The 23,327-nt window shown below is 69.0% G+C and carries 11 protein-coding genes; 7 read left to right on the plus strand and 4 right to left on the minus strand.

Going from position 1 to position 23,327, the window contains the following annotated elements; all coding sequences use genetic code 11:
* Window positions 1-254: 254 nt before the first annotated feature.
* The 4 genes from ACWEF2_RS14705 to ACWEF2_RS14720 all read right to left on the minus strand — a co-directional run bounded on the left by ACWEF2_RS14705 (window position 255) and on the right by ACWEF2_RS14720 (window position 14,110).
* Window positions 255-2,012 (minus strand): phytoene desaturase family protein, encoded by a 1,758-nt coding sequence (locus tag ACWEF2_RS14705; protein WP_453815351.1) that lies wholly within the window; start codon window positions 2,010-2,012, stop codon window positions 255-257.
* Window positions 2,009-3,691 (minus strand): phytoene desaturase family protein, encoded by a 1,683-nt coding sequence (locus ACWEF2_RS14710; protein ID WP_453815353.1) that lies wholly within the window; start codon window positions 3,689-3,691, stop codon window positions 2,009-2,011. Before ACWEF2_RS14710 ends, ACWEF2_RS14705 begins: the two co-directional genes overlap by 4 nt.
* On the minus strand, window positions 3,681-13,109 hold the full coding sequence (locus ACWEF2_RS14715) for a non-ribosomal peptide synthetase/type I polyketide synthase (protein WP_453815355.1): 9,429 nt from the start codon (window positions 13,107-13,109) through the stop codon (window positions 3,681-3,683). Before ACWEF2_RS14715 ends, ACWEF2_RS14710 begins: the two co-directional genes overlap by 11 nt.
* A 92-nt stretch (window positions 13,110-13,201) precedes the next feature.
* On the minus strand, window positions 13,202-14,110 hold the full coding sequence (locus ACWEF2_RS14720) for a sterol desaturase family protein (RefSeq protein WP_453815357.1): 909 nt from the start codon (window positions 14,108-14,110) through the stop codon (window positions 13,202-13,204).
* 1,237 nt (window positions 14,111-15,347) lie between these two features.
* On the opposite strand from ACWEF2_RS14720, the gene ACWEF2_RS14725 reads away from it, so the two are divergent.
* The 7 genes from ACWEF2_RS14725 (at window position 15,348) to ACWEF2_RS14755 (ending at window position 23,324) form a co-directional block, all read left to right on the plus strand.
* Complete coding sequence (locus ACWEF2_RS14725) at window positions 15,348-15,599, plus strand: hypothetical protein (RefSeq protein ID WP_453815359.1); 252 nt, start codon at window positions 15,348-15,350, stop codon at window positions 15,597-15,599.
* Window positions 15,596-16,921 carry a hypothetical protein gene (locus ACWEF2_RS14730; RefSeq protein WP_453815361.1) on the plus strand — a complete coding sequence of 442 codons (1,326 nt, stop codon included), beginning with the start codon at window positions 15,596-15,598 and terminating at the stop codon, window positions 16,919-16,921. Before ACWEF2_RS14725 ends, ACWEF2_RS14730 begins: the two co-directional genes overlap by 4 nt.
* 250 nt (window positions 16,922-17,171) lie before the next feature.
* Window positions 17,172-18,041, plus strand: a complete 870-nt coding sequence (locus tag ACWEF2_RS14735; protein ID WP_453815363.1) for a hypothetical protein — start codon at window positions 17,172-17,174, stop codon at window positions 18,039-18,041.
* A 1-nt stretch (window position 18,042) separates the two neighbouring features.
* Complete coding sequence (locus ACWEF2_RS14740) at window positions 18,043-18,858, plus strand: alpha/beta fold hydrolase (protein ID WP_453815365.1); 816 nt, start codon at window positions 18,043-18,045, stop codon at window positions 18,856-18,858.
* Between the two features lie 16 nt (window positions 18,859-18,874).
* The gene (locus ACWEF2_RS14745; RefSeq protein WP_453815367.1) at window positions 18,875-21,589 is read left to right on the plus strand and encodes a hypothetical protein; all 2,715 of its coding nucleotides are present in this window, start codon (window positions 18,875-18,877) and stop codon (window positions 21,587-21,589) included.
* Window positions 21,586-21,960 (plus strand): hypothetical protein, encoded by a 375-nt coding sequence (locus ACWEF2_RS14750; RefSeq protein WP_453815369.1) that lies wholly within the window; start codon window positions 21,586-21,588, stop codon window positions 21,958-21,960. Before ACWEF2_RS14745 ends, ACWEF2_RS14750 begins: the two co-directional genes overlap by 4 nt.
* A 329-nt stretch (window positions 21,961-22,289) precedes the next feature.
* Window positions 22,290-23,324, plus strand: a complete 1,035-nt coding sequence (locus ACWEF2_RS14755; protein WP_453815371.1) for an endonuclease domain-containing protein — start codon at window positions 22,290-22,292, stop codon at window positions 23,322-23,324.
* Window positions 23,325-23,327: the final 3 nt, after the last annotated feature.

Below are 23,327 nucleotides of genomic sequence, written 5' to 3' on the forward strand. Positions count from 1 at the left end.
CACGTGGATCAAGACATCGGTACGGCGCGCCCCCGTGGACCCCACGATCGCGTCGCCTCGGCGGGTGACCGGATCCGGCCATGGCGTAGATCGTGCGGTGACCGCGGGCGTCCCTCACGCGTACCCGAACATCTCACCAGGACCATCCCCGTCCGGCATGTGCGGGGGCCGTACCCGCCCCGGTCGGCCAGTAGATCGGCAACCCTCGGGGGCGGGTACGGCCACCGGTCAGCGGGCGGCCCGCTTCCCGGCCCTCACCTCCTGCCGCTCGTCGAGCCGACGGTCGACGGGAACTCCGCGTCGACGTCGAAGGCGGCGGGCCGTGCCCCCACGGGGATGACGACGTGCGTGGGCGGCGGTTCCGTCTCGTCGATGTGGGCGGTGAACTCCTTGCGGTCGTCGCGGCAGACGAACTGCATGACGTGCCGGCCGGCGGCGGCGGCGCGGATCAGGCCGCCCGTCGTCGCCCACACCCCCGACATGTAGAAGTTCTCCAGTCCGGGCAGCCCGGGGCCGTGCTCCTTGACCAGTTCCTCCAGGGTCTCGCCGCTCTCCACGAACGGCTGCCAGCCGAGCACGGTCCCGTCGTAGTTGCCGGTGTAGCGGACCTGGGTGAGCGGGGTCGAGATGTCGCGTACCGCGATGGCGTCCTTTATGCCGGGATAGCGCTGCTCCAGGAAGTTCAGCAGCGCGTTCCGCACCCGGTACTTGGCGGTGTAGTACTCGCGTCCGCGCCGCACCGGCAGGGTGTGCAGTTCCTCGCCCTTGTGGACCCGGCTGGCCTGTTCCGGGCCTTCGTTCAGGGCGCGCCAGGGGGCTATGTCGCAGAAGTAGGTGGCGTAGACGACGGTGGTGCCCTCCGGCGACAGCTCGGGGTAGTGCATGCTGCGGAACTGCACGTTGATGCTCGGGTGTCGGATGCCGAGCAGTTCGGCCGCCTCGGCGTCGTCGAGCAGGTGGGTGGTGCAGGGCTCCCCTTCGGGGAAGGGCCTCTTCAGGCCGAGGAACAGGATGAAGTAGCCCGGGAACACCATGCCCGGTTCCTTGATGGTCTGGGTGTAGAGGTTCCGGTACGTCTCGTTGAGGTAGCGGCCCTTGAGGAACCTCATCATCGTGGTGGGGCCGTCGCAGGCCGAGACCACGATGTCGGAGCGGAACTCGCTCCCGTCGCTGAGCCGTACGCCGACCGCGCGGTCGTTCTCGACCAGCACCTCCTCGACCTTGGCGTTGTAGGTCACCTCGCCGCCGAGCGAGGTGTAGCGCCGTTCGATCGACTTCGCCAGCCCGAGTGAGCCGCCCTCGGGCACCCCGGCCGACAGGTTCGCGTGCGAGGCCAGCTGGAAGTAGAACGGCAGCACCGGGAAGGCGGAGTGCTTCTCGTAGAGGATGAAGTTGAACGCCTCACGCAGCAGCGGATCCTTGAACTTCGCCGAGTAGTCCGTCATCAGCACGGTGATCGACTTACGGATGACGTTGAAGTACGGGACGAAGGAGGCCATCATCCGCCAGCGCTCCAGCCGCCCCATCAGGCCGACCGGTTTGAGGAAGGGATAGACGGCCAGGCACTTCCTGAACTTCCGCAGGCCGTCGCAGAAGTTCCTGATCAGCTTGGCGTCGGCGGGCGAGATGTCGAGCAGGTGCGCCTGGAGCCGATCCGGGTCGGAGTAGAAGTAGACGGCGCGGCCGTCGCGGCCACGCACGATGTTGAACACGTCGAAGTGGCGCATCTGCTTGCCCTGGAGCGCGCCGAGTTCGAGCCAGATCTGGTGCATCTCGTTGCCGGGCCCGTTGCCGAGCAGCCAGCTGATACAGCAGTCGAACATGAAGTCGCCTCGGTCCCAGGCCGTACAGCAGCCGCCCGGGATCTCGTGCATCTCGAAGATCTGGGTCTTGTATCCGTTCATCTGCGCGTAGCAGCCGGTGGACAGACCACCGAGGCCGGCGCCGATGATGATCATCGTTTCTCTGTCCTGTTTCAACCGTGACATGTCCCTGGCCTCCTCGATGTTCATCCGGCGGTCCTCTGCCGCAGGGGCCGCTTGTCGAGCTGGGGCAGATGGCCCAGCTTGCCGCGGTGCCAGGGTTCCCGGCCTGAGCTCTCCCACGCCTTGAACTCCAGGCCCAGTTCCTCGCAGAGGTACTGGGTGACGAAGCGGCCGGTTGACGCGGCACGGATCAGGCCGCCCATCCCGACCCACTGGCCGGCCATGGAGAAGCCACTCAGACCGGGCAGCCGCATACGATCCTTGTTGATCAGCTTGGTCGCCAGATCGTCGGCGTCGGAGAACGCCTTCCAGGCGAGGATGCTGCCGTTGAAGTTGCCGGTGTAGCGTCTGGTCGTCGCCGGCGAGGCCACGTCGACCAGCTCGATGCGCGGGCCGATGCCCGGATAGCGCCGCTCCAGGAAGCCTCGCACGAAGTCGGCGACCTTGCGCTTCTGCGCCCAGTACTCCTTGCGGTCGCCGCTCCGCAGCGTCTGCCAGTAGGTGAAGTCGCTGAAGTAGGTGCAGTGGATCACTGATTTTCCCGGTGGCGCGAAGCCGTCCGAATACCGTGAGCGCAGCTGCACCACCAGGCTGCTCTGCAGCGCGCCCGGCAGTTCGGCGCCCTCCTGCTCGGGCAGCAGGTAGGTCGTGCTGTGCGCGTCGTCGGGGTCGAAGTCGCCCTCGACGCCGACGAAGGCCGAGACCACGGCGGGGAACAGGATGCCCGGCCTGTTCAGCATGTCGTCGTAGAGCCTGTCGATTCTCGGGCTGGTGTACCGTCCGTCCAGCAGGCCGTAGATCGTGGTGTAGCCGTCACAGGCCGAGATGACGTGGTCGGCGTAGTACCGCGCCCCGCTCCGCAGCTCCACCCCGACCGCGCGGCCGTCCTCGATCAGGATCCTGTCGACGCGGGTGCGGTAGGTGATCACACCGCCCAGCGAGGTGTAGCGCTCCTCGATCGAGCGCGACAGTCCCAGCGATCCGCCCTGCGGGAAGCCCGCGTTGCCGTGGTAGGCGCCGGCCATGTTGAACAGGAACGGCAGCAGTGGGAAGTTCTCGGGGTCCTGGAAGAAGATGTTGCGGAACGCGTGGCGCAGCAGCGGGTCCTGGAACCTGTCGGCGAAGGTGTGCATCTGGGTCGCGGCGGTCCGCCAGAACAGGCGGAACGCCGGGAGAACCGTGCGCAGAGTGCCGAGCCTCTCGCGCACCGACTGCAGCGGCGGCGGTTTCAGGAACGGGTACAGGTTGATGTCGATGAACCGCCGCAGGTCGCGGCAGAACGACCGGATCAGCCGCGCGTCGGCCGGCGAGATCTCCAGCAGGTGCCGCTCCAGCCGGTCGGGGTCGTTGTAGAACGTCACCGACCGGCCGCTCTCGTCGACGACCTTGTTGAACATCTCGAAGTTCGTGATCGTTTTTCCGTCGAGCGCGCCGAGCTCGCGCCACACCTGGTTGGCGTCGTTGCCCGCGCCGGTGCCGATCAGCCATTCGATGCAGTAGTCGAAGATGTAGCCCTCACGCGACCAGGCCGTGCAGCAGCCTCCGGGCAGTACGTGCTTTTCGAAGATGCGGGTCTCCATGCCGCTCATCTGCGCGTAGCAGCCGGTGGACATGCCGCCGACGCCCGCGCCGATGACGATGACCCGGGGTTTACCGCCTGGAGCACGGTCGCGGTCGCTCCAGTCGGGTCCGGTCTCACGCGACATGCGTCCTGCCTTCCGTCAGAATGCCGCGCGCCAGGTTGGCGTTGAGCGCGATGTACTCCTGGTCGAGCATTTCGGCGTGCGTGCCGAAGCCGCGCAGCACCGAGGTGTGCGTGGTCGAGCTGCCGTGCCAGGTGCCGCTCTCGTCCGCGGCGTAGAACGCGACCTTCTCCTGGTCGGAGATCACGCTGACCTGGGCGGTGATCGCCCCGAGGTTCGGCGTGTGGCTGCAGAAGTGGATGTACTCCCTGGCCTGTTCGAGGGTCTCCTGGGCGACGACCTCCGAGCCGGTGTGCCTGCGCAGGTGGTCGCCGAGCTCCCGTTCGAAGGCCCGGAAGTGCTCGCTGCCCAGCTCGAAGGCCTCGGAGATGCGGTAGGAGTCCATGATGACCACGTTCGGCACCTCGCGTCCCCGGCGCTCAAGCTCCTTGGCCACCTCGAACGCGAGGTTGCCGCCGAGTGAGTAGCCGAACAGGGCGCAGGGGCCTTCGGGCTGGATGGACTCGATCAGGTCGGCGTACCGGGCCACCTTGTCGTCGCCGGCCAGGTAGTTGAAGGCGACGAACCGGTACTCCGGCAGGTGGGCGGCGAACTGGCGGTAGACCAGGCCGTGGCCGCCGGCCGGCGGGAAGCAGAAGACCGTCTGCTCCCGGTCGGCGTTGAACCACAGGTAGGGCTGGGCGCCGGCGATGTGGCCGGTGATGATGTGCTCCACCGTCTTGGCCATGCCGTGCAGGGTGGTGACCTTGAACAACTGGCTGACCGGGATGGTGATGTTGAACTCGGCCTGCAGGTTGTAGATCAGTTCGATCAGCTTGATCGAACTACCGCCGACCTCGAAGAAGTCGTGCCGCAGGCCGACCTGTTCCAGGTCGAGCAGCGACTCCCAGTGCTCGGCCATGCGCGTCTCGTAGAGCGTCACCGGCGCCTCGTAGGCCTGCTCGTCCGCGTCGGCCCGCGGTGCCGGCAGCGCGGCCGGATCCACCTTGCCGTTGGAGGTCAGCGGCAGTTCGGGCAGTTCGACGAAGTACGACGGGATCATGAATGTGGGCAGGTATCCGGCGAGGTGCCGGCGGAGCTCGCGCCGGTCCAGGACCGCCCCGGCGGCCGGGACGCAGTAGGCGCAGAGCGCGGTGTCACCGCGCGCGTCCGGCCGTACGGTGACCACCGCCTGCGCCAGCGCCGGCCAGGCCGCCAGCTGCGACTCGATCTCGCCGATCTCGATGCGGTGGCCGCGTACCTTGATCTGCGTGTCGACGCGTCCGAGCAGCTGCACACCGCCTTCGGCGTCCCAGCGGGCGAGGTCGCCGGTGCGGTACAGGCGCACCGGTTCGGCGCCGGGCTCGCGGCCGAGCGTCAGGGTGACGAAGCGCCGCGCGGTCTGTTCGGGATCGCCGGCGTAGCCGATCGCGACGCCGTCGCCGCCGACCCAGAGCTCGCCCGGCACGCCCGCCGGCACCGGCTCACCGTGCTCGTCGAGGATGTAGAGCGCGCTGTTGGGGAACGGGCGCCCGATCGGCACCATCTGGCTCGGCTCCAGCCCGTCGGCCGGACCTTCGAAGTAGGTGCTGTCGATGGTCGCCTCGCTGAGCCCGTAGGAGTTGACCAGGCGGGTCCACGGGCCGCACAGGTCGTGCAGCCGGCGGTATTCTTCGACCTTCCAGGCGTCCGAGCCGACGATCAGCAGGCGCATGAAGTCCAGGCGCCCGCCCTCCCGCTCGCAGTGGCTCATCAGGCCGCGCACCACCGCGGGGACGAACTCGCCGCAGTCGACCCGCTCCCTCAGCATGGTCTCGTACAGCCGGGCCGTGTCGAAGAGCAGTTCCCGGGTGACCAGGACCAGGTTGCCGCCGGAGCAGAGCGCCCGGACCAGGTCACCGGTGAAGACGTCGAACGAGAAACTCGCCATCTGCAGGTGCACGTGGACGTCGTGGTCGAGGCGGTACTCCTCGCGCCAGGCGCTGTAGGCGGAGGCGAGGCTCCGGTGGCTGACCTGTACGGCCTTGGGCCGGCCGGTCGAGCCGGAGGTGTAGATGACGTAGGCGGGGGCGTCCATGTCGATCGCGACGTCGACGTCGACATCGGCGCCTATGCCGGTGCCGGCCGTCCCCGGATCGGCGCCCCGGTGCGGGTCGGCGGCGGGGTGCAGGTCCTCCAGGGTCAGCACCTCGTCCAGCAGGCCGGCCAGCCGCTCCCGGTTGGCCCGGTCGACGACGACGAGCGCGGCCCCGGCGTTGCGCACCATGTAGGTCAGCCGGTCGGCCGGGTGGTCGGGGTCGAGCGGCAGGTAGGTGCCACCGGCCTTGAGCACCGCCAGCAGGGTGACGATCAGCTCGGGTGACTTCTCCAGGCAGAGCGCCACCACGGCGCCGTCGCGGACGCCCAGCCCGCGGAGCCGGTGGGCCAGCCGCCGGGAGCGGCTCTCGACCTCGGCGTAGGTCAGCCGCTCCGTCTCGCCCGTCTCCGACGGCACCGACACGGCGATCGCGTCGGGACGCCGGGCGGCGACCCCGCTGATCAGCCGGTGCACCGGCTCGTGGTAGCCGACGCGGCGCTCCGCCCCGCTCCACGTGCCGAGGATGTGCTCCCGCTCGGCGGATCCGAGCAGCTCCAGCCGGGTGATCGGCTGGGCCGGGGCCTCACGGGTGAGCGCGTCGAGCAGGTTGACGTAGCGCGACGCCAGCCACCGCATGGTCTCCGGCAGGAACAGGTCGGTGTTGTACTTGAACACGCAGTGGAAGCGCCGGTCGGCCTCGTCCTCGTAGGCCGAGAGCGTGAGGTCGAACTGTCCCTCCTCCTCGGGCAGCTCGATGTACTCCAGCCGGTAGCCGTACTTCTCGGTCGCGACCTTGTGGGCGAGCAGGATGAACATCGCCTGGAACACCGCCGAGCGGCTCGGGTCGTGCTGCAGCCCCAGCTTCTCGACCAGCAGCACGAACGGGTACTCTTGGTTGTCCAGGCCGTTGAGCACGGTCGCGCGGACCTGCGCCAGCATCTCGGCGATCGACGGCTCCCCCGCCAGGTTCACGTGCAGCGGCAGCGGGTTGACGAAGTACCCGTAGACCGAGGCGAACTCTTTTTGGGTACGGCCCGTCACCGGGCTGCCGACGATGATGTCGTCCTGCCCGGAGTAGCGGTGCAGCAGGATGTAGTAGGCGCTCAGCAGCACCATGAAGACGGTCACGTTGTGCTCGCGCGCCAGGGTGTGGACGCGCGCGCTGAGCTCGGGGTCGAGCACGAAGAACTCGGAGGCGCCGTTGTGGGTCTGCACGGCCGGCCGGGGCTTGTCGGTGGGCAGGTTGAGGACCGGCACCTCGTCCGGAAGGTGGCCCCGCCAGTAGTCGAGCATCCTCTCCGCGTCGCGGCCGGCCAGGAACCGGTTCTGCCAGTTGAGGAAGTCGAGGTAGGTCGCGGATATCGGCGGCAGCTCCACCCTGTGGCCCTGGCGCAGCCCCTCGTAGATCGAGAGCAGTTCCTCGATGAAGGTGAACGTCGAGATCGCGTCGGAGATGATGTGGTGGACGGCCTTCATGATCACCCACCGGTCCCTGCCCCGCCTGAACAGGCGGAAGCGGATCAGCGGATCGCGTTCGAGATCGTAGGGCTTGCGGTACTCACGGATGATCATCTGGTAGATGTCATCCCACTCCATGTCCTCGACGTCGAAGAGGGCGATGTCATGCCTGGCCTCGGAGGAGATCTTCTGCGTCGCCTGCCCCTTCTCCAGCACGAAGTTGGCGCGCAGACTGGGGTGACGCTCGATCAGGGCGCGGACCGCGTCGAACATGAGCTCGGGATCGAGCTCGACGCGCACCTCGACCGCACCGCCGATGTTGTAGGCGAACCCGTCGGGGTTGAGCTGCTTGAGGAACCAGAGCGCCTTCTGGTTCTGGGTCAGGGGGTACTTCTGCCCGTCGCCGAACACCTCGATCGCCGAGGTGTCGGCGCTCTCACCGGGGTCCGCCGCCACCAGGTCGGCCAGGCCGTCGTGCAGCTGCGCGATGAGCCCGCTGACCGGGGCGCTGCTCAGCAGGGCGACCACCGGCAGCGCGATCCTGAGCTCGGTGTGGACCCGGGCGCGCAGCTCCATCGCGAGCAGCGAGTCGAGGCCCAGCGTGTTGAGGCTGACCGCCGGGTCGACCTGTTCCGTCCGCACCCGCAGCACACCGGCGGCGAGCGCGGTGAAGCGCTCGGTCAGCAGCAGCAGGCGTTTCTCCTCGTCGGCGTCGCGGAACGCGTCAAGGAAGCTGCTGTTCTCGGTGGGCGAGGGACCACCACCGGCGGCGGCGGCCAGTTCGGTCACCAGCGGCGGCGGCGAGGCGTACCAGGCCAGGAAGATCTGCCAGTCGACGACCGTCGCGACCAGCAGCTGGGCCCGGTCCTGGCCGATGACGCGCTCCAGCACGGCCATGCCGGCGTCCGGCGACAGCGAGCTCATCCCCCGGCTGTTGCGGTAGTGGTCGATCAGCCCGAGTTCCTCGATCATGCCCGTCGCCCACGGACCCCAGTCGATGCTCAGCGCCGGCAGGCCGCGGGCCCTGCGGTGGTGGGCCAGCGCGTCCAGGAAGGCGTTGCCGGCCGCGTAGTTGGTCTGGCCCGCGGTGGTGAGCAGCGAGGCGATCGAGGCGAACAGCACGAAGTGGTCGAGCGGCTCGTCGCTCAGATGGCGGTGGAGCAGGTAGGCGCCGATGACCTTGGGGTCGTGTACGGCGTCGAAGACCTGCCGGTCCATCTCCGGGACGAGCGTGTCACGGACGTGACCCGCGAGGTGGAACACGCCGCGGATCGGCGGTGACTCGCTCCGCCGGTAGTCCGCCAGCCACGCGGTCAGGCTCGCCTCGTCGGTGATGTCGAGCGGCACCAGGACGGTCTGAGCTCCGAGCGCCTCCAGCTCCTTCAGGAAACGCACGTTGCGGCCGGCCGGGGTGTCGGGGTCGATCTCGCGCCACCGGTCGCGCTCGGGCATCCTGGTGCGGCCCACCAGGATCAGCCGGCGCGCGCCCCGCATGACGAGCGTGCGGCAGAGCAGCCGGCCGAGCGCGCCGAACGCGCCGGTCACCAGATAGGCGCCGTCGGCGCGGAGCCTGAGCGGCAGCGGGCGGGTGAGGTCGGCGGCCGGCTTGAGCCGGCTGGTGTAGCGGCGGTCGCCGCGCAGCGCGATCTCGTCCTCGTCGCGGGCCGTCACCTCGCGCAGCAGCGCCTCGGCCTCGGCCCGGCGCGCCGAGGCGTCGTCGCCCAGGGCGGGGTCGAGGTCGATCAGCTTGCCCCGGTTGGCGACCAGCTCCTGGTACCAGAGCACGCGGCCGATGCCCCAGGCCGGCGCTCCCAGCGGCTCGATCGGGTCACCGGCGGCCACCGCCTGCGTCCCGCGCGTGACGATGTGCAGCCTGCCGCCGTCCGGCCCGGCCGGCAGCGACTGGGCGAGCGTGATCAGCGAGTAGGCGCCGACGCTGTTGTGCCGGTCGAACTCGTGCCCGGCCGTCGCGTCGATCGACGGCAGGTCGAGGTTCCACAGGTGCACGACGGTGCCGAACGGCGCGCCGCCGTCCCGGCCCAGCTCGGCGAGGAGGCGCTCAAGGTCGGCCGCGGAACCCGGCACGACCGTGGTCTCCCGATGCTCTCTCCGCATCCGGTACCCCCGGCCGGGACGGACCAGATGGCAGCGCCCGCCACCAGCGGTGACCAGCGCCGCGAGCTCGTCGCCGACCCCCTGGGCGTCGGCGAAGATCAGCCAGTCGTGCGCGGCCGGATCGACGGCGGCGGCCGGATCACCGGTGGCGCCGTCCCGGTCCGTGTCGAGCGGTCGCTCGATCCAGGTCATGTCGGCCAGCCAGTTGTCGATCGTGCCCCGGCCGACCGTCGTCGACGCCTTCTCGATGTCGGCCGCGCGGAAACCGCCGATCCGGCCGAGCGGCGCGCCGCTCTCGGAGTAGACGGCGATGTCGCCGACCAGCTCGTCGCCGTCGCACCGCGAGACGGTCGCGTGCGCCCAGAGCGGCTGGTCGCCGACGGGGTCGACGCGCACCTCCTCGATCGAGAGCGGCAGACGGATGCCGGTGTCCGCGGGGTCCGCGCGCTCGGTGAGGATCTGCGGCGTCAGCAGGGACTGGAAGCAGGCGTCGAGCAGCACCGGATGGAAATGGTGGCCGGCGGCGTCGTCACCGAGCGTCTCGGTCGGGCGGATCCGGGCGAGCGCCTCACCGGGACCGATCCACACCTCCTGGATGCCCTGGAACGCCGGGCCGTAGTGGTAGCCCAGGGCCGCCAGCGCCGAGTAACAGCCGGCGCCGTCGAGATGGCGTTCGCTCCGTGCCTGGATCGTTCCGATGTCAAGCGCCGAGGCGGTCCGGCGGCGCTGCCCGGCGCGCACGACACCGCTCGCGTGCACGGTCCGCTCCTGGTCGCCCTCCTGCGCCGTCGCGACGGTGAACGTGGCGCCCTCGGAGGAGAAGGAGAGCTGCACCGTACCGGCCTCACCGTCGGACAGGAACAGCGCCCTGCGCAGCTCGATGTCGGCCAGTGTCGCCTCGGTGCCGCCGGTCATGGCCCGCACCGCCTGCGCCGCCATCTCCAGGTAGCCCGCCGCCGGGAACAGCACGCTGCCCTGGATCCGGTGATCGTTCAGGTACGGCATCGTCTCGGCGTCGAGCTTCGCCTCCCAGGTGGGTTCGGCGGTGGCCATGCGACGGCCCAGCAGCGGATGGTCGAGCCGGCCGAGCCTGATCTGCTCGACGGCTCTGGGAGCCACCCAGTATCGGTCGCGCTTCCAGGGGTAGCGCGGCAGCGTCACCGGCCGCCCGGCGGGGTGCAGCGCGTCCCAGGCGATGTCGACGCCCAGGTTGTGCAGCGTGGCCAGTGACATGGTGAAGCGCGCCGCCTCGTCCTCCTGGCGGCGGATCGAGGGCACCGTCCGTCCGTCGGCGTTCGCGGCGTCGAGGCACTCCTTGATCGCATGACCGAGCACGGGATGCGGGCCGATCTCCAGGAACAGGCCGTAGCCGTCGCCGGCCAGGCGGTCGACCGCCGCGCGGAAGTGGACGCTGTCGCGGACGTTCTTCCACCAGTAGCCCGCGTCCAGCTCGGTGCCGTGCGCGACACCCTCCTGTCCGGTCAGGTAGAGCGGCACCCGCGCGGCGCGCGGGTCCAGCCCGGCCAGTGAGGAGAGCAGCTCATCCTTGATCAGATCCATCCGGGCGCTGTGGTACGGCACCCGCACGGTGAGGAACTTCGCGAAGATCTGCTCGGCCTGCAGTTCGCCGGCGAGCTGGGCGAGCGCGTCCTCGTCCCCGGCCAGGGTGAGCGCGGTCGGGCTGTTCATCGCGGCCACCGACACGCGGTCGCCGTAGGGCCGCACGCGACGCACCGCCTCGGCCTCCGACAGGCTCACCGCGAGCATGGTGCCGGTGCCGACCAGCTTCTGCTGCAGGCGGCTGCGGTGCACGACCACCGTGACCGCGTCCTTGAGGGTGTAGACCCCGGCTTCGTAGAACGCCGCGACCTCGCCGGTGCTGTGCCCGACCACGGCGTCGGGGTGCACGCCGTACGAACGCCAGAGCGCCGACAGGCCGAGCTGCAGGGCGAAGTTGGCCGGCTGCGCCAGCCAGGTCTCGCTCATCTTCGAGTCGGCCTCGTCGGCGTGGAGCTCCTCGATCAGCGACCAGCCGGTGAGCTCGCCGATCTCGCGGTCACAGCGCTCGATCATCTCGCGGTAGACGGGTTCGCTCTCGAAGAGCCCTCTCCCCATCGCCCACCACTGCGGCCCCATTCCGGTGAAGACCCAGACCAGGCGCCGCCGCCGTCCGTCGCGTTGCTGGTCGAAGAGCAGGTGCGGATGTGTCTCGCCCCTGAGGTACTCGGCGAGACGTTCGTCCAGTGACTCGCGGGAGGAGTAGACGACCGACAGGCGTGACTCAAGGTGCTGGCGTCGGTGGGCGAGTGTGTGACCGAGGTCGGTCAGCGACACGGCGGAGCCGCCGACGCCGGCGAGCTCCCGCCGGATGCCCCTGACCAGTTCGGGGAGGGCCGCGGGGTCGCGCGCGGTCAACGGCAGGATGTTGTAGCCCGGTTTCACCGCCGCCGCGGGCCGGTCGTCGTTGTCGCGGACCGGCGCCTCCTCCAGCAGGACGTGCGCGTTGGTGCCGCCGAAGCCGAACGAGTTCACCCCGGCGCGCGCCGGCCCCTCGTGCTCGGGCCAGTCGGTCGGCCGGGTGGGGATCTCATACGGCAGCGACGCCAGGTCGATATCGGGGTTGATCTTTTCCAGGTTGATGTGAGGTGGGATCTTCCGGTGCTTGAGGCAGAGCGCGGTCTTGATCAACCCGGCGATGCCCGCGGCCGACTCGGTGTGCCCGATGTTCGTCTTGACCGAGCCGACGTAGCACTTGGCGCCGGGTCGCCGCCCGATGGCGAGCGCGCGGCCGAGCGCGTTGGCCTCGATCGGGTCGCCGACCGGCGTCGACGTGCCGTGCGCCTCCATGTACTGCAGGCTGCCGGGCTCGATGCCCGCCTCGGCGCAGACTCGCTCGATGAGGCTGACCTGGGCGTCCGGGTTCGGCACGGTGATGCCGTTGGTGCGGCCGTCCTGGTTGACCCCGCTGCCGACGATCACCGCGTGGATCGGGTCGCCGTCGCGCAGGCTGTCCTCCAGGCGCTTGAGCGCGACCACGCCGACGCCCTCGGCGCGCACGTAGCCGTCGGCCGAGGCGTCGAACGTGCGCGACCGGCCCTCGGGGGACAGGAAGCCGCCCTTCGTCTCGGCGATGGTGTACTGCGGCGTCATGTGCAGCAGCGTGCCTCCGGCGAGCGCGAGATTGGTCTCGCCGCGGAGCAGGCTCTGACATGCCAGGTGCACGGCCACCAGTGACGAGCTGCACGCGGTGTCGATCGAGACGCTGGGACCGCGGAAGTCGAAACAGTACGAGATGCGGTTCGACACCATCGTCATCATGGTGCCGGTCGCGGTGTGCGCGGCCAGCGTCTCGAAGCTCAGGTCGGCGAACTGCACGATCTTGTAGTCCAGGGTGAACGCGCCGACGAACACGCCGACGTCACGCCCCGCCAGGGTCGCGGGCCGCTGCCCGCCGTCCTCCAGCGCCTCCCAGGCCACCTCCAGCAGTTTGCGCTGCTGCGGATCCATGTGCTCGGCCTCACGCGGGCTGATGCCGAAGAAGGCCGGATCGAACTCGTCGAAACCGTCGATGTAACCACCTCGGCCACCGACCAGGCGTCCCGGTTTGGACTTGTCCCGGCTGCCGAGCGTCGTGACGTCATACCGGTCGGCCGGAGTCCGGGTGATGCAGTCCTTGCCGTCGATCAGGTTCTGCCAGAACGCCCGGTAGTCGGACGCGCTGCCGGGCAGCCGGCAGCCGATACCGATGATCGCTATTTTGTCACGGGAGGCGGCGTTGCTTAAGTCAGTCACCGTCGAATCCTTGTGTGGTCATGGCGCTGCGGCGCGAACATGGATGGCGATATGCGCTGTCTGGGTCGATCAGGCGGACGGCCCGTCGGCCTTTACGAGCGACGCCAGGGATGAAGAAGGCCGGCGACAACGGCGCCGGTCCTCGGAAATGACGTGGGGTCCTGCAGTCCGACCGCGGCCGGCTGGCGGCCGGGGTACCAGGTGAAGCTCCGGAACATCAGGTCCCAGATCGACAGGTCGGAGCCGTAGTGGCCCGCTTCGGACAGGTCGGTGCTGTGATGCAGGCGATGTTGTTGGGGGCTCGCGAGAACGTAGTTGAGCCGACCTATGCGGACATCGATGTTGGCGTGGACGAAATAGCCTTGCGCGATGGTGAAGAGGCCCACGGCGAACACGGACTCCTGTGAGAACCCGGCCACTGCCAGAGCCAGCTGCGCCACGCCCTTCCCGAGCGCGACGTCGAGGATGTGGTTGACGCCGTTGTTGGCCACATTGACCTTCTCCGGCACGTGGTGCACACCGTGCAGGCGCCACAGCCACCGGCTGGTGTGCCCGAACCGGTGCACCAGATAGCAGGCCAGCGAGCGGAGGAGCAGGGCCAGCGGAATCTCGGCCCAGAGCACGAGCACCGGATCGGGTGGCGACACCGCGCCGACGACGGCCATCACCGACAGCTGCGCCAGGCCGCCGCCGAGCAGGGTCAGCAGGAAGTAGACGCCGTACCAGCCCCATTCGCCGCGGTTGGGGTGCCAGCCGCGGTCATAGGGGATCAATCGTTCCAGGGCTGCCAGGTAGATGACCGTACCGATCAGGAAAAAGACGCTGATCTGGCCGAAGTCCAAGTGGTACCGCAATGTCACCACGGCCGCCGAGACCATCGCCAGAAGCAGGATCGGATAGGCGGCACGGCACAGGACGGGACGGAGCGGAAACGTCGGAACAGCATCCATTCCTTGCCGCGGCCGCGGCGCATCGGAATCGATTTCGGGCGGAATATCCATGCCACGCATCCATCTAGGGAGATCTCAAGCAGGTGCACGCCTGCCAGGACAATCGTGGACGCGGCAACCGCGGCGGCGGCCGGCAGCAGACCGATGGCGACGCCCGGAATGAGCACACCATCACAGCACTCCCCCTCCCCCGCAGGTTGATCCGGTGCTACACCGAACGGACCGATAAAAGCAAGGAGAGCTTCCCCAGGAGCCCCCGATAAGATCGGCGGCGAATGGGCCCCGACGCATCCCTTGTAAGTGGAGTATTACATTATTTGACTATGCACAGCAAGGACCCGCTTCAGATTCTCACGATGTCCGGCATTCCGTTCAACGAAGATTCACTTGACAATGCGAAATCTCTGTACATACTAGGCACCTCGGACAGGCAATAAGAGCCCCGGAGCGGCGTCGGCACATTCCCCCGCGACCGGCGCGGCCGTCAACAGAGATCGCCCGGCCGCCGTCGAACCGCGGACCCACCCGGAGGCGGGCGCGACACAGGGGCCCCTCAAGATCCTTCGCTCGAAGACCGCAGCTCACAGGAGAGACCCGTCGACCCGCCGTCAGGCGCACCGTCCAGAGGTGGGGGGGAACAAAGGACACATCGCTACAAGCACGAATACAGGCCGGTAGAACATTTGACAAGTAGAGAGATCGCAATCGCTTCCCGATCTCACCGCCTTCGTAAATGTTTACAACCCAAATCGAAGGCTTACGGGCGCCAGAAAGCCCGTCCACCCATCAGAGCCTGTGATCTATCACACATTGGATCGCCGAACCGGGCACCCCGGACGGCCCCAGAAGACGACCTTAATGTCGATCTTGACAAGGTCGGAAATAGTTTCCAGAGGCACCGTATCGACCGGAAATCAGTGCGGGCGGCGCTTGCCGAACGTCTGTTGAAGGTTTGTTGAAGGCCTGTTGAAGCGATCCCGGTATTTCGAGCGACACACGCCGAGGGCGCCGGCACCCGGCCGAGAGCCTCCCCCGCGAGGCCGGCGGGACCACTCCGGGGATCCGGCGGCCGGTGAACGCGGTCAGGCCGGGACAGCGTCCGCCCCTCCGGCTTTCAGGTTGACTATAAGTCGTATTTTATTCACACCTAAAAGGATCGACGCACCTCAGAGAACCACTGGCGCGTACGGCGGGCCCGATGTTCCGGGATTGACAAATGACATAGATCCAGAAGTATCACGAGATATATCGTTCCAATCGACTCAGTGGCCAAGACGCGGGACACATGATGCGCAGCGCACCAGACCGGACCTACCGGAACCACGGACACGCCCAGGTCGGCGAGACGGCGGCCGATCCGCGAGACGTTCTCGACCGGATCCACGGAACCGGCATCCCGCCAGGCGCCGGTGACCGGTCCCGGCTCCCGGGGGAGGCCCGCGCCAGGCTGAACTCCCCCGCCCGGGAACCGGTACGGCGCACCGAGCACCAGAACCCCTTCCGGGAACAGCGGCCGCACCCCTTCGGCGGGCGCCGATGAGCGACCCCTTCGAACGCCTGCTGGCCGTCCCCGGATCGGAGCTGGCACGCCGCCTGCGCGCCGGCCTTGAGCTGGTCGAGGCCGCTCTCCGCGACGCGGCCCGCACCGCGCCGGCCGGCGATCCCGGCGCGGACCTCTACCCGGAGGTCCGCGACCACCTCCGCGGGCTCCTCTCCCCCGCTCCTCCGCAGGCGTGGCCCCCGGCCAGGGGGCCGTTCGCCGTTCCCCCCGCCCCCGCTGTCTCTCCTGTCTCCCTGGTTTCTCCCGTTTTTCAGGTTCCGCGCAGGCGCGCCGACGCCCCGGCGGGGGTTTCCCCCGCCGGGGGCGGGACGGGCGGAGGGTTCTCCGCGAGCCGGCCGGACGGTGAGGAGTTCTCCGCGAGCCGGCCCGGTGACGGGAGGTTCTCCGCGGACCGGCCCCGGGACGAGGTGTTCTCCGCGGAAAGGCCCGGCGCCGTGAGCGGGCCGGCGCGCCACGCGCGAGTCCCCCGGCTGGAGCTGGCCGAGGCGTTCAACGAGTCGCCGGAGGCGGCCGTGTGGACGGGCACCCACCGGAGCGAGGCGGCCGAACCCGGCGAGACCTGGCGCCGTTTCTGCCTGGACCTGCTGCGTCTGCCCGCCTCCGTCGCCCACCGCTGGCAGTCCGAGCTCTCCGCGTACGACGGGGCCGGCGGCGACTGGATCGACCTGCCGGCCTCGGGAACGGAGACGGTCCTGATCCCCCCCTGGCCCGCCGCCGGGGTGGCCGGGCTCAGGCTGCTGCGCGGAGCCCCACTGGATCCGGAGGTGGCCGACGCCCTGGGAGACGCGCCGGGCGCGAGGGAGCTCGGTACGCTCTGCACCCTGCTGCTGCGCCTCGCGGAGTTGGACGGCGAGCTCCTCTACTGGCGCGCTCTGGTGACCGACTCCACCCCGCGCCTCGCCGACCGTGAACCACGGCGGCAGTTGCGGCTTTTCCTGCGGCGCCGGCTGCGGGAGTACGCCCGCGCCGGATCCGACGACGCCCGGCTCTTCCGCCTGATCGACGTGGACGAGGACCTCCGCTCGACCGTGCACCTGCCGATCCCGGCCTCCGACAGCTGGTGGCACGGGCTGTGGGACTCCTCGTGGCGGCTGCTCACCCGGGCCAGGGAGCGGGTGCCGGGCGCCTCCCTGCGGCGGATGGAGCTGACCGGGCTGCAGCTCGCCGAGGTCGGCAGGCTGACCAGGGACAACATCCGGGTGGCCGGCGCGGGCGGGATCGTGCTGCACTGCCTGCGGGTGTACGTCAAGGTCAACGACGACCGGCGCCCCGGGCGGGTCGTCTACGGGGCGGGATCGTGACCGGCGGGTCCGCCCCCGCCGGACAGACCGGCCGCCGGGCGGGTCGTCCACGGGGCGGGCCCGCCGGGCGGAAAGGCCGGGCACCCGGGATTCTTACCACTGTTTTCCCGCGAATACCAGGCGCGGTCACGGCCTATGGCATCCGGCATCTGCCCGCCCGATTCAGAAGAAGCACCTGACAGAAACCTAATTCTGCGGCAAAGTGGTCTCCAGGTATCGAGTATGGGGGTCGCACCCGAGGGGTGATGCGATGGCACCTGGCAGCATTATCCGGTCCCTGGAAAAAGATCTTCTTCCTCGAAGCGCCGATCTTGTTGCCCGCAAGGCAGGGATTCTATGCCGTGGCGGCCTTTCGGGGTCCCGCGATTGCGACTGGTACCACGGCACGTGGCAATACCTTCGGATCCTTGACCTGGTGTCCTCCCCAACCTGGCACGACGAGTTCTACAGATTTGCCATCGAACGAGTCCTGAAGCGAAGCCGGGAGCCGGCCAGAATCCTAGTCTCGGGAGCCGCCGACTATTCAATGCCGCTCTATGTCGTCATGATCGCGGAGGCCGTCCCCCGCCTCGTCGAGATCACCGTGGTCGACCTCTGCCCCACCCCGCTCTTCTCCTGCGGATGGCTGTCCAAGCGGCTGTCACACGACTTCCGGCTGGTCAGGGGTGATGTCCGGTCGGTCGATCTCGGCGGCCCCGCAAGGTTCGACCTTATTTGCACCGACGCCTTTCTTACTCGATTCGAAAAAGACGGGACGGCCGAAGTTCTTTCCGCCTGGGAGGATCTCCTCGACGACCATGGGCATGTCATCACGACGGTACGGCTCACCGAGGTCGAATTGGGTGGGATGGACCGCCAAATATACGCCGAAAAGCTCATAAAGAGCGCCCACGAGAGGTGGCAGGAGACGTGTGCCGGATCGGCGCCGGCCTTTGCGGAGCTGAGCCGGAGATTGGACATCTATGCCAAACGGGTGAGAAGCACCCCGCTCGGGCCTGCCCAAGATGTGGCCGACCTCCTGCGGACCACGTTCTCCATACGTCACCTGAAAGTCGCCGACGTCCCCGACCCACTACGCCCGACGCAGTACCTGCGCGTGGTCATGAGAAAGAGAGAATAGCGTGAACTTCACATTCCTTACCGAGGCCGTGCCCGGCGGGCGCCTGCACGGAATGGAGATCGGCGAGGGTGACGACCTCGCCGTTCACCTGCACGGCACCTGGGGCAATTTCTACGAGAATCCGTTCGTCGTCGCCCTCGCGGACACCTACACGGCCGCCGGATGGCGGTACGCCTCGGTGAACCTGCCCAGCCATGACGGCGGATCCATCGACGAGACCCTCGACGACTCCATCGAGGCGCTCCGGGCCTGGATCGACCGGCTGGGCAGACCGGGATCGAGGGTGATCCTCCAGGGGCACAGCCTGGGGGCGCTGAAGGTGATCCGCGCCCTGCACGACGGAGCCCTGCGGGGCGCCCCCGTCACGGTCGCGGCGGCCGTGCTCCTGGCCCCGTTCGACATCGTGGCGTTCAACGGGGGTTCCACCCGGCTCGGCGTGGAGACCAGCCGCGCGGCCGTGCGCGACCTGGTGGTATCCGAGACGGACGCGCTCGTTCCGAAGACGATCTTCCCGCACTGGCCCCTGTCGGCGAGGACCTACCTTGACATCACGGAACCCGGCGGGAGATGGGACGTCTTTCCCTCGCGGAACGGCGACGAGCACAGCGGGTGGGTCGCCGGGTGCGGGGTCCGGACGTTCGTGGCCGTCGGCGGAGACGACTTCGCCGCGTTTCCCGACGCGGTCCAGGTCGTCGACGGGCTCAAGGACCTCTCCGGCGTCTCGTCCCATGTGATCCCCGAGGCGCCACACAACTTCGCCGGCCAGGAGGCCGAACTACAGGACCGGCTCGGCGGTTTCCTGGCCCGACTAGCGTGAATCGAGTCCATGGATCGTGTACGAGAAAGATATCGTCGCCCTGCTGACGGCGGATGCCGACGCCGGAATCACGGCCGCCTCCAACCTGATCCATCACGAGCTCGGATCAGTCGAGAACGGCCGGCCGCTCCTGCCGTGGAAACTCACCGGCCGTGGAGGGGCGGATTCCGACGATACCCTTCTTGAGCTGTCCATTCTCGGCTGGCCACGCATCGGGGCGGTAAGCCTCTCCGAGTTCAGGTCCGCCTACGGGAGAGGCCAGTCGCTGACCGGACTCCTGCTCATGCGGACCCTGGAGGAGATCCTCGACGGCCTGCAGACCGAGGTACCGCCGGCCGAGTCCCTGGCCAGGTCGGCCGAGGCCACGCAGAACTCCCAGGCGCGGGTTCACGACTTCGACGAGCGCGTCCTCGTCGAGCCCCCCTCCATATCGAAGATCCGCACGCTGCTGAACCGGGGCGACTTCGCCGGCCTCGTCGGGGTGAGCGCCTCGGGGAAGACCGTGCTCGCGGACCTCCTGGCCAAGGAGTACGAGGGCAGGGGGGCCAGGGCGGTCTGGCTGGACCTCGCGGACCCCGAGGCGACGCCGCTCGGCTGCGTCGTGACGATGATGAGGGCGCCACGGCCCCAGCCGAACAGGGCACCGGCCACCAGGGCGCCGGCCCTGGTGATATGCGATGACATCCAGAGCAATCCGGCGGCCGGGGCGGCACTGCTGCGGCTGATGCACGCGACGACGTCCCCGGGGGCCAGGCATGTGCTCGCTCTGGGCTGGCTCGACGCCCGCGACCTCATCGAGAGGACCATGGGGGTCGGGCGGGTGCTGATCTGCGAGGGGCGCGACGTGTGCAGACGGATAGCCTCCGCCCCGGGGATCGAGGAACCGGCCAGAAGAGAACTGCTGAGCCTCGCCCGGTCGAACGCCCTGATCGCGGAGACCGCGCTCTCGATGTTCTACGACTCCGGCCGCATGCCCCGGCCGTCCGAGGTCGCGAGCCGGATGTATGAGGTCCTCACCGGGGGAAAGCGGCTCCGGGAGACGGAGTTGAGGGTCCTGTGGCTGGTGGCCTGCCTGGCGCTGTTCGAGATCGACCTCAATCTGGCCTACACCGACCACGTCACCCGGGACACCGTGCGGAACCTGCTGCACGGGAGGGTGCTCCGTCAGCGTGGCGCGTACGTCTCCTTCGGCCACCGGACGTTCGCCCGGTTCGTCGTCCGGCACATCCGGGAGAACAGGCTGGTCGACGCCGCCTCCAGCGGAACCCCGGTCTCCCTGGCCGTCGCCTATCTCCGTGCCGCCGGTGACCAGCAGATACAGATCACCCTGGACCGTCTGGACCTGCTCACCCTGGAGGCCAGAGAGGGCGTCGACGAGGGAGACGCGTTCCTCGCCGAGGCGTGGTCGAGCGTCCGCATCCTGGCACGGTACATAGCCCGCCAGGTGGAGGCGGACGCGAGCTGGGGCGACAACGTCGCGTCCGCGGTCTTCTCCTCCGAGGCCCTCGCCGAACTGGGCATGCTGGATGAGTGGCGGCAGGTCGCCGCCTACGTGCGGGGCCGGTGGACTCTCCCGGACGGAACCGATCTCCCCGAGCACACCCGGGGCCGGACCGCGGAGAGCGTCGACTTCGTGGAGATCATCAAGCGCATGCGCGTCGAGGACGCGGCCGGGACCGGTTTCACCATGTCCGCCGAGGATGTCGACGCCGACCGGTTTCACCGGACCTGGGTGCTGGGGCTGCTGATGGGGTTCGAGGGGGCGGCGCTGGAGCCCGACGAGCGGCGGATAACCGCGCTGCGGAGGATGGTCGCGCGGTCGCAGCAGCCCGACGGCTCCTTCTATCCCTCCCGTGTCCCGTGGGTGACCGCCCGGATCTGCATCGGCCTGTGCCACATGGGAGAGACCCCGGCCACCAGTAACGTGCTGCGGCAGGCGGTGCGGTGGCTGCTGACCGAGTCGCCTCGCGGCCCCTATGTGGACGGCATGTGGCGAGGGGGGACCGGCGAGTGGAACACGGTGGTCAACACGACCGCGCTGGTGCTGCTGGCGCTGGCCACCGCGGGGGTCGAGCAGGACGAACGGGTCAGCAGGTCGGTGGCGTCGATCGTCGCCGTCCGCGGCGACTGGACCGTTCCCGGGCAGGAGGTGGACTGCGCCCAGGCCCTGGAGGCGTCCCTGCTGCTCGGCGAGAGCTGGTCGAGCTCCTCGGAGATCGTCAATCATCTGATCCATTGGGCCGGGGACAGCCGTGCATGGGACACCGCCGGCCTGCTCGCCTCGGAGACCCAGGACGAGAGCAGCAAGGTCCCCTATGTCGCCAGAGCGCTGATCACGTTGATCTGGGAGGCGGCACGGGCCGAACTCCCGATCCTGCTGGAGGGGATCTCCGGGGAGGAGGGGCACGGGGTGAACCCGCGTGAAGAGGTGAACCTGGCCTCGGAGCGCCGCGCCACCACCGCCCAGGCCGCCCTGTCCGATCTCTCGGACTTCATCATCGGTCAGATAAGAGACCGCGAGGCGCTGTTGAGCCGGGGGAACGCGGTCAAGGAGGTCGCCGCCAACTGGGAGCTGTGGCGGAGCCGCGCGACCGAGTGCGAACGCCTCATCGCGGCACTCCAGGCGTCCCGCACGATAAGTTCGGAGTCAGAGGTCGGAGCGCTGCTCGCCGAGATAGACGAGTTCGGGCGGGCCATCCAGGGCAAGGCATGGAAGGGCCTGGGCCGGTGAGCCGGCTGTCGATCTCACGGTTCATGCCGACCCCCGAGGCGCTGAACCTTTTCGTGGGTGTGCTCTCCGCGACGGCGATCAACCTTCTCACCTCGGCGGTGCAGGACGACGTCAGGAGGGACCGGGTCTCCGAGGTGCTCGGGTGCGGATCCTTCATGCTGGCGGGCGCCGTCGTCCTGGGCGGAATCGCCGTCGTGCTGACCCAGGTGCGCGACGAGGTGCTGAGCGGCATCCCCATGTCGATATCGCCGGCGGAACGCCGGGCCCTGCTCCGCCAGGCCATCGACGCGAAGGGCGCCGGAATCCCCGTCGCCTGCACCGCGTCCCTCCTGCTGCTCACCGCCTCCGCGTTCTCCGTGCTGCTCTTCTGATCGACGTCCTCGTCTCACTCCCGCCGCCGCTCCGTGACCACCACGGAGCGGACAGGCCGGAGACGACGGCTGTGGCGTGAATTTCATAACGTCCGGCGAAGCACCTGCACTCCGCCGCCTCCGGCGGATAACCTCGGCGAAACTCGACGTATCCGGAAATCAGGGGAAGCGACGTGACACGGTCGTGGGCAGAGCTTCCGAAAGGGCGCGTCATCCGCCTTTATGGCGCAAATGCGGACACAATTGCGCTGTCGATAGACCCGCTCCCCGAGGACGCACCGGCGATTGTCACATACTTCGCGGACGGCGCACGCTCCGCCGGAGAAATGGTGACCTCGGTACTGGGCGAACTGGAAAGGGCCGCCATCGGCCTGTTTCCGGCCTGGCTGCCGGGTGCGGAGGACATCGGCGTACCGGGGGGCGCCGGGGCGCGGGCCGTACGGGTCCTCGCCCGGCAGATGGCGTCGGTGACCGGCCACTTCGGCCCCTTCCTCGCTGAACTGGCCGAACTGTCCCTCCGTGCCGCCGAGCCACCTCGCCGCATCGTCGGACCGTCCCGCCGCGGTACCGGACCGTCTCTCTGTACCGCCGAGCCGCCCCGCCGCGTCGTCGGACCGTCCGTCCACGAGGCCGGGCCGTCCCACCGCGGTGCCGGGCCGTTCACGGTGGAGAGGGCGGGCCGCGCCGCCGGGTTCGCCCCGGAGGTGCGCGCCGCCGGTCTGGCCCGGGTGCTCGCCGCCAGCTTCGGCCGTCCGCACACGTCGGTCCTGGTACGGGTGCCCGACGGCCTGTCCGCGGCGGAGGAGGAGGTGCTCGTCGCGGGGTGTGAGTGGCTGGCGCACCGTGGCGAGCTCGGAGTCTGGCTCACGGGTGCCCCGCTGACGGCCGTCGACCGGGTGGAGGCGATGACCGTACGGCTGCCCGCCGAGGTGACGAGCCTCGCCCGGGACACGGCGGGGTCACCACTCGACGCCCGGACGGCACCCGCCGTCGCCTATCCGGCCGTCGCCGGGCTGCCGCATCCGGCGAGCGGCGCCGAGCAGGCGCTGGAGGCGGCCCTGGCCCGATACCACTGGGCGGCGGGGCGGGCGTGGAACCAGACCCACCGGTCGCACCCGCTCACCAACCCCATCCGGGTGGATCTGCTCTGGCACGACGAACGGTGCGTCGTCGAGGTCGACGGTCCCGAGCACCGCACCCCGCTCATGTTCGCCGCGGACCGGCGACGGGACGTGCAACTCCAGCTGGACGGTTACGCCGTACTGCGTTTCACCAATGAACAGGTCCTGACCGACACCGAAACAGTGGTCCACCAGATAATGCGGCTCCTTCGGAACCGCCGCCTTGGAACGTTGGAAGGATGAATC

The sequence above is a fragment of the Streptosporangium sp. NPDC004631 genome (genome assembly GCF_053601935.1).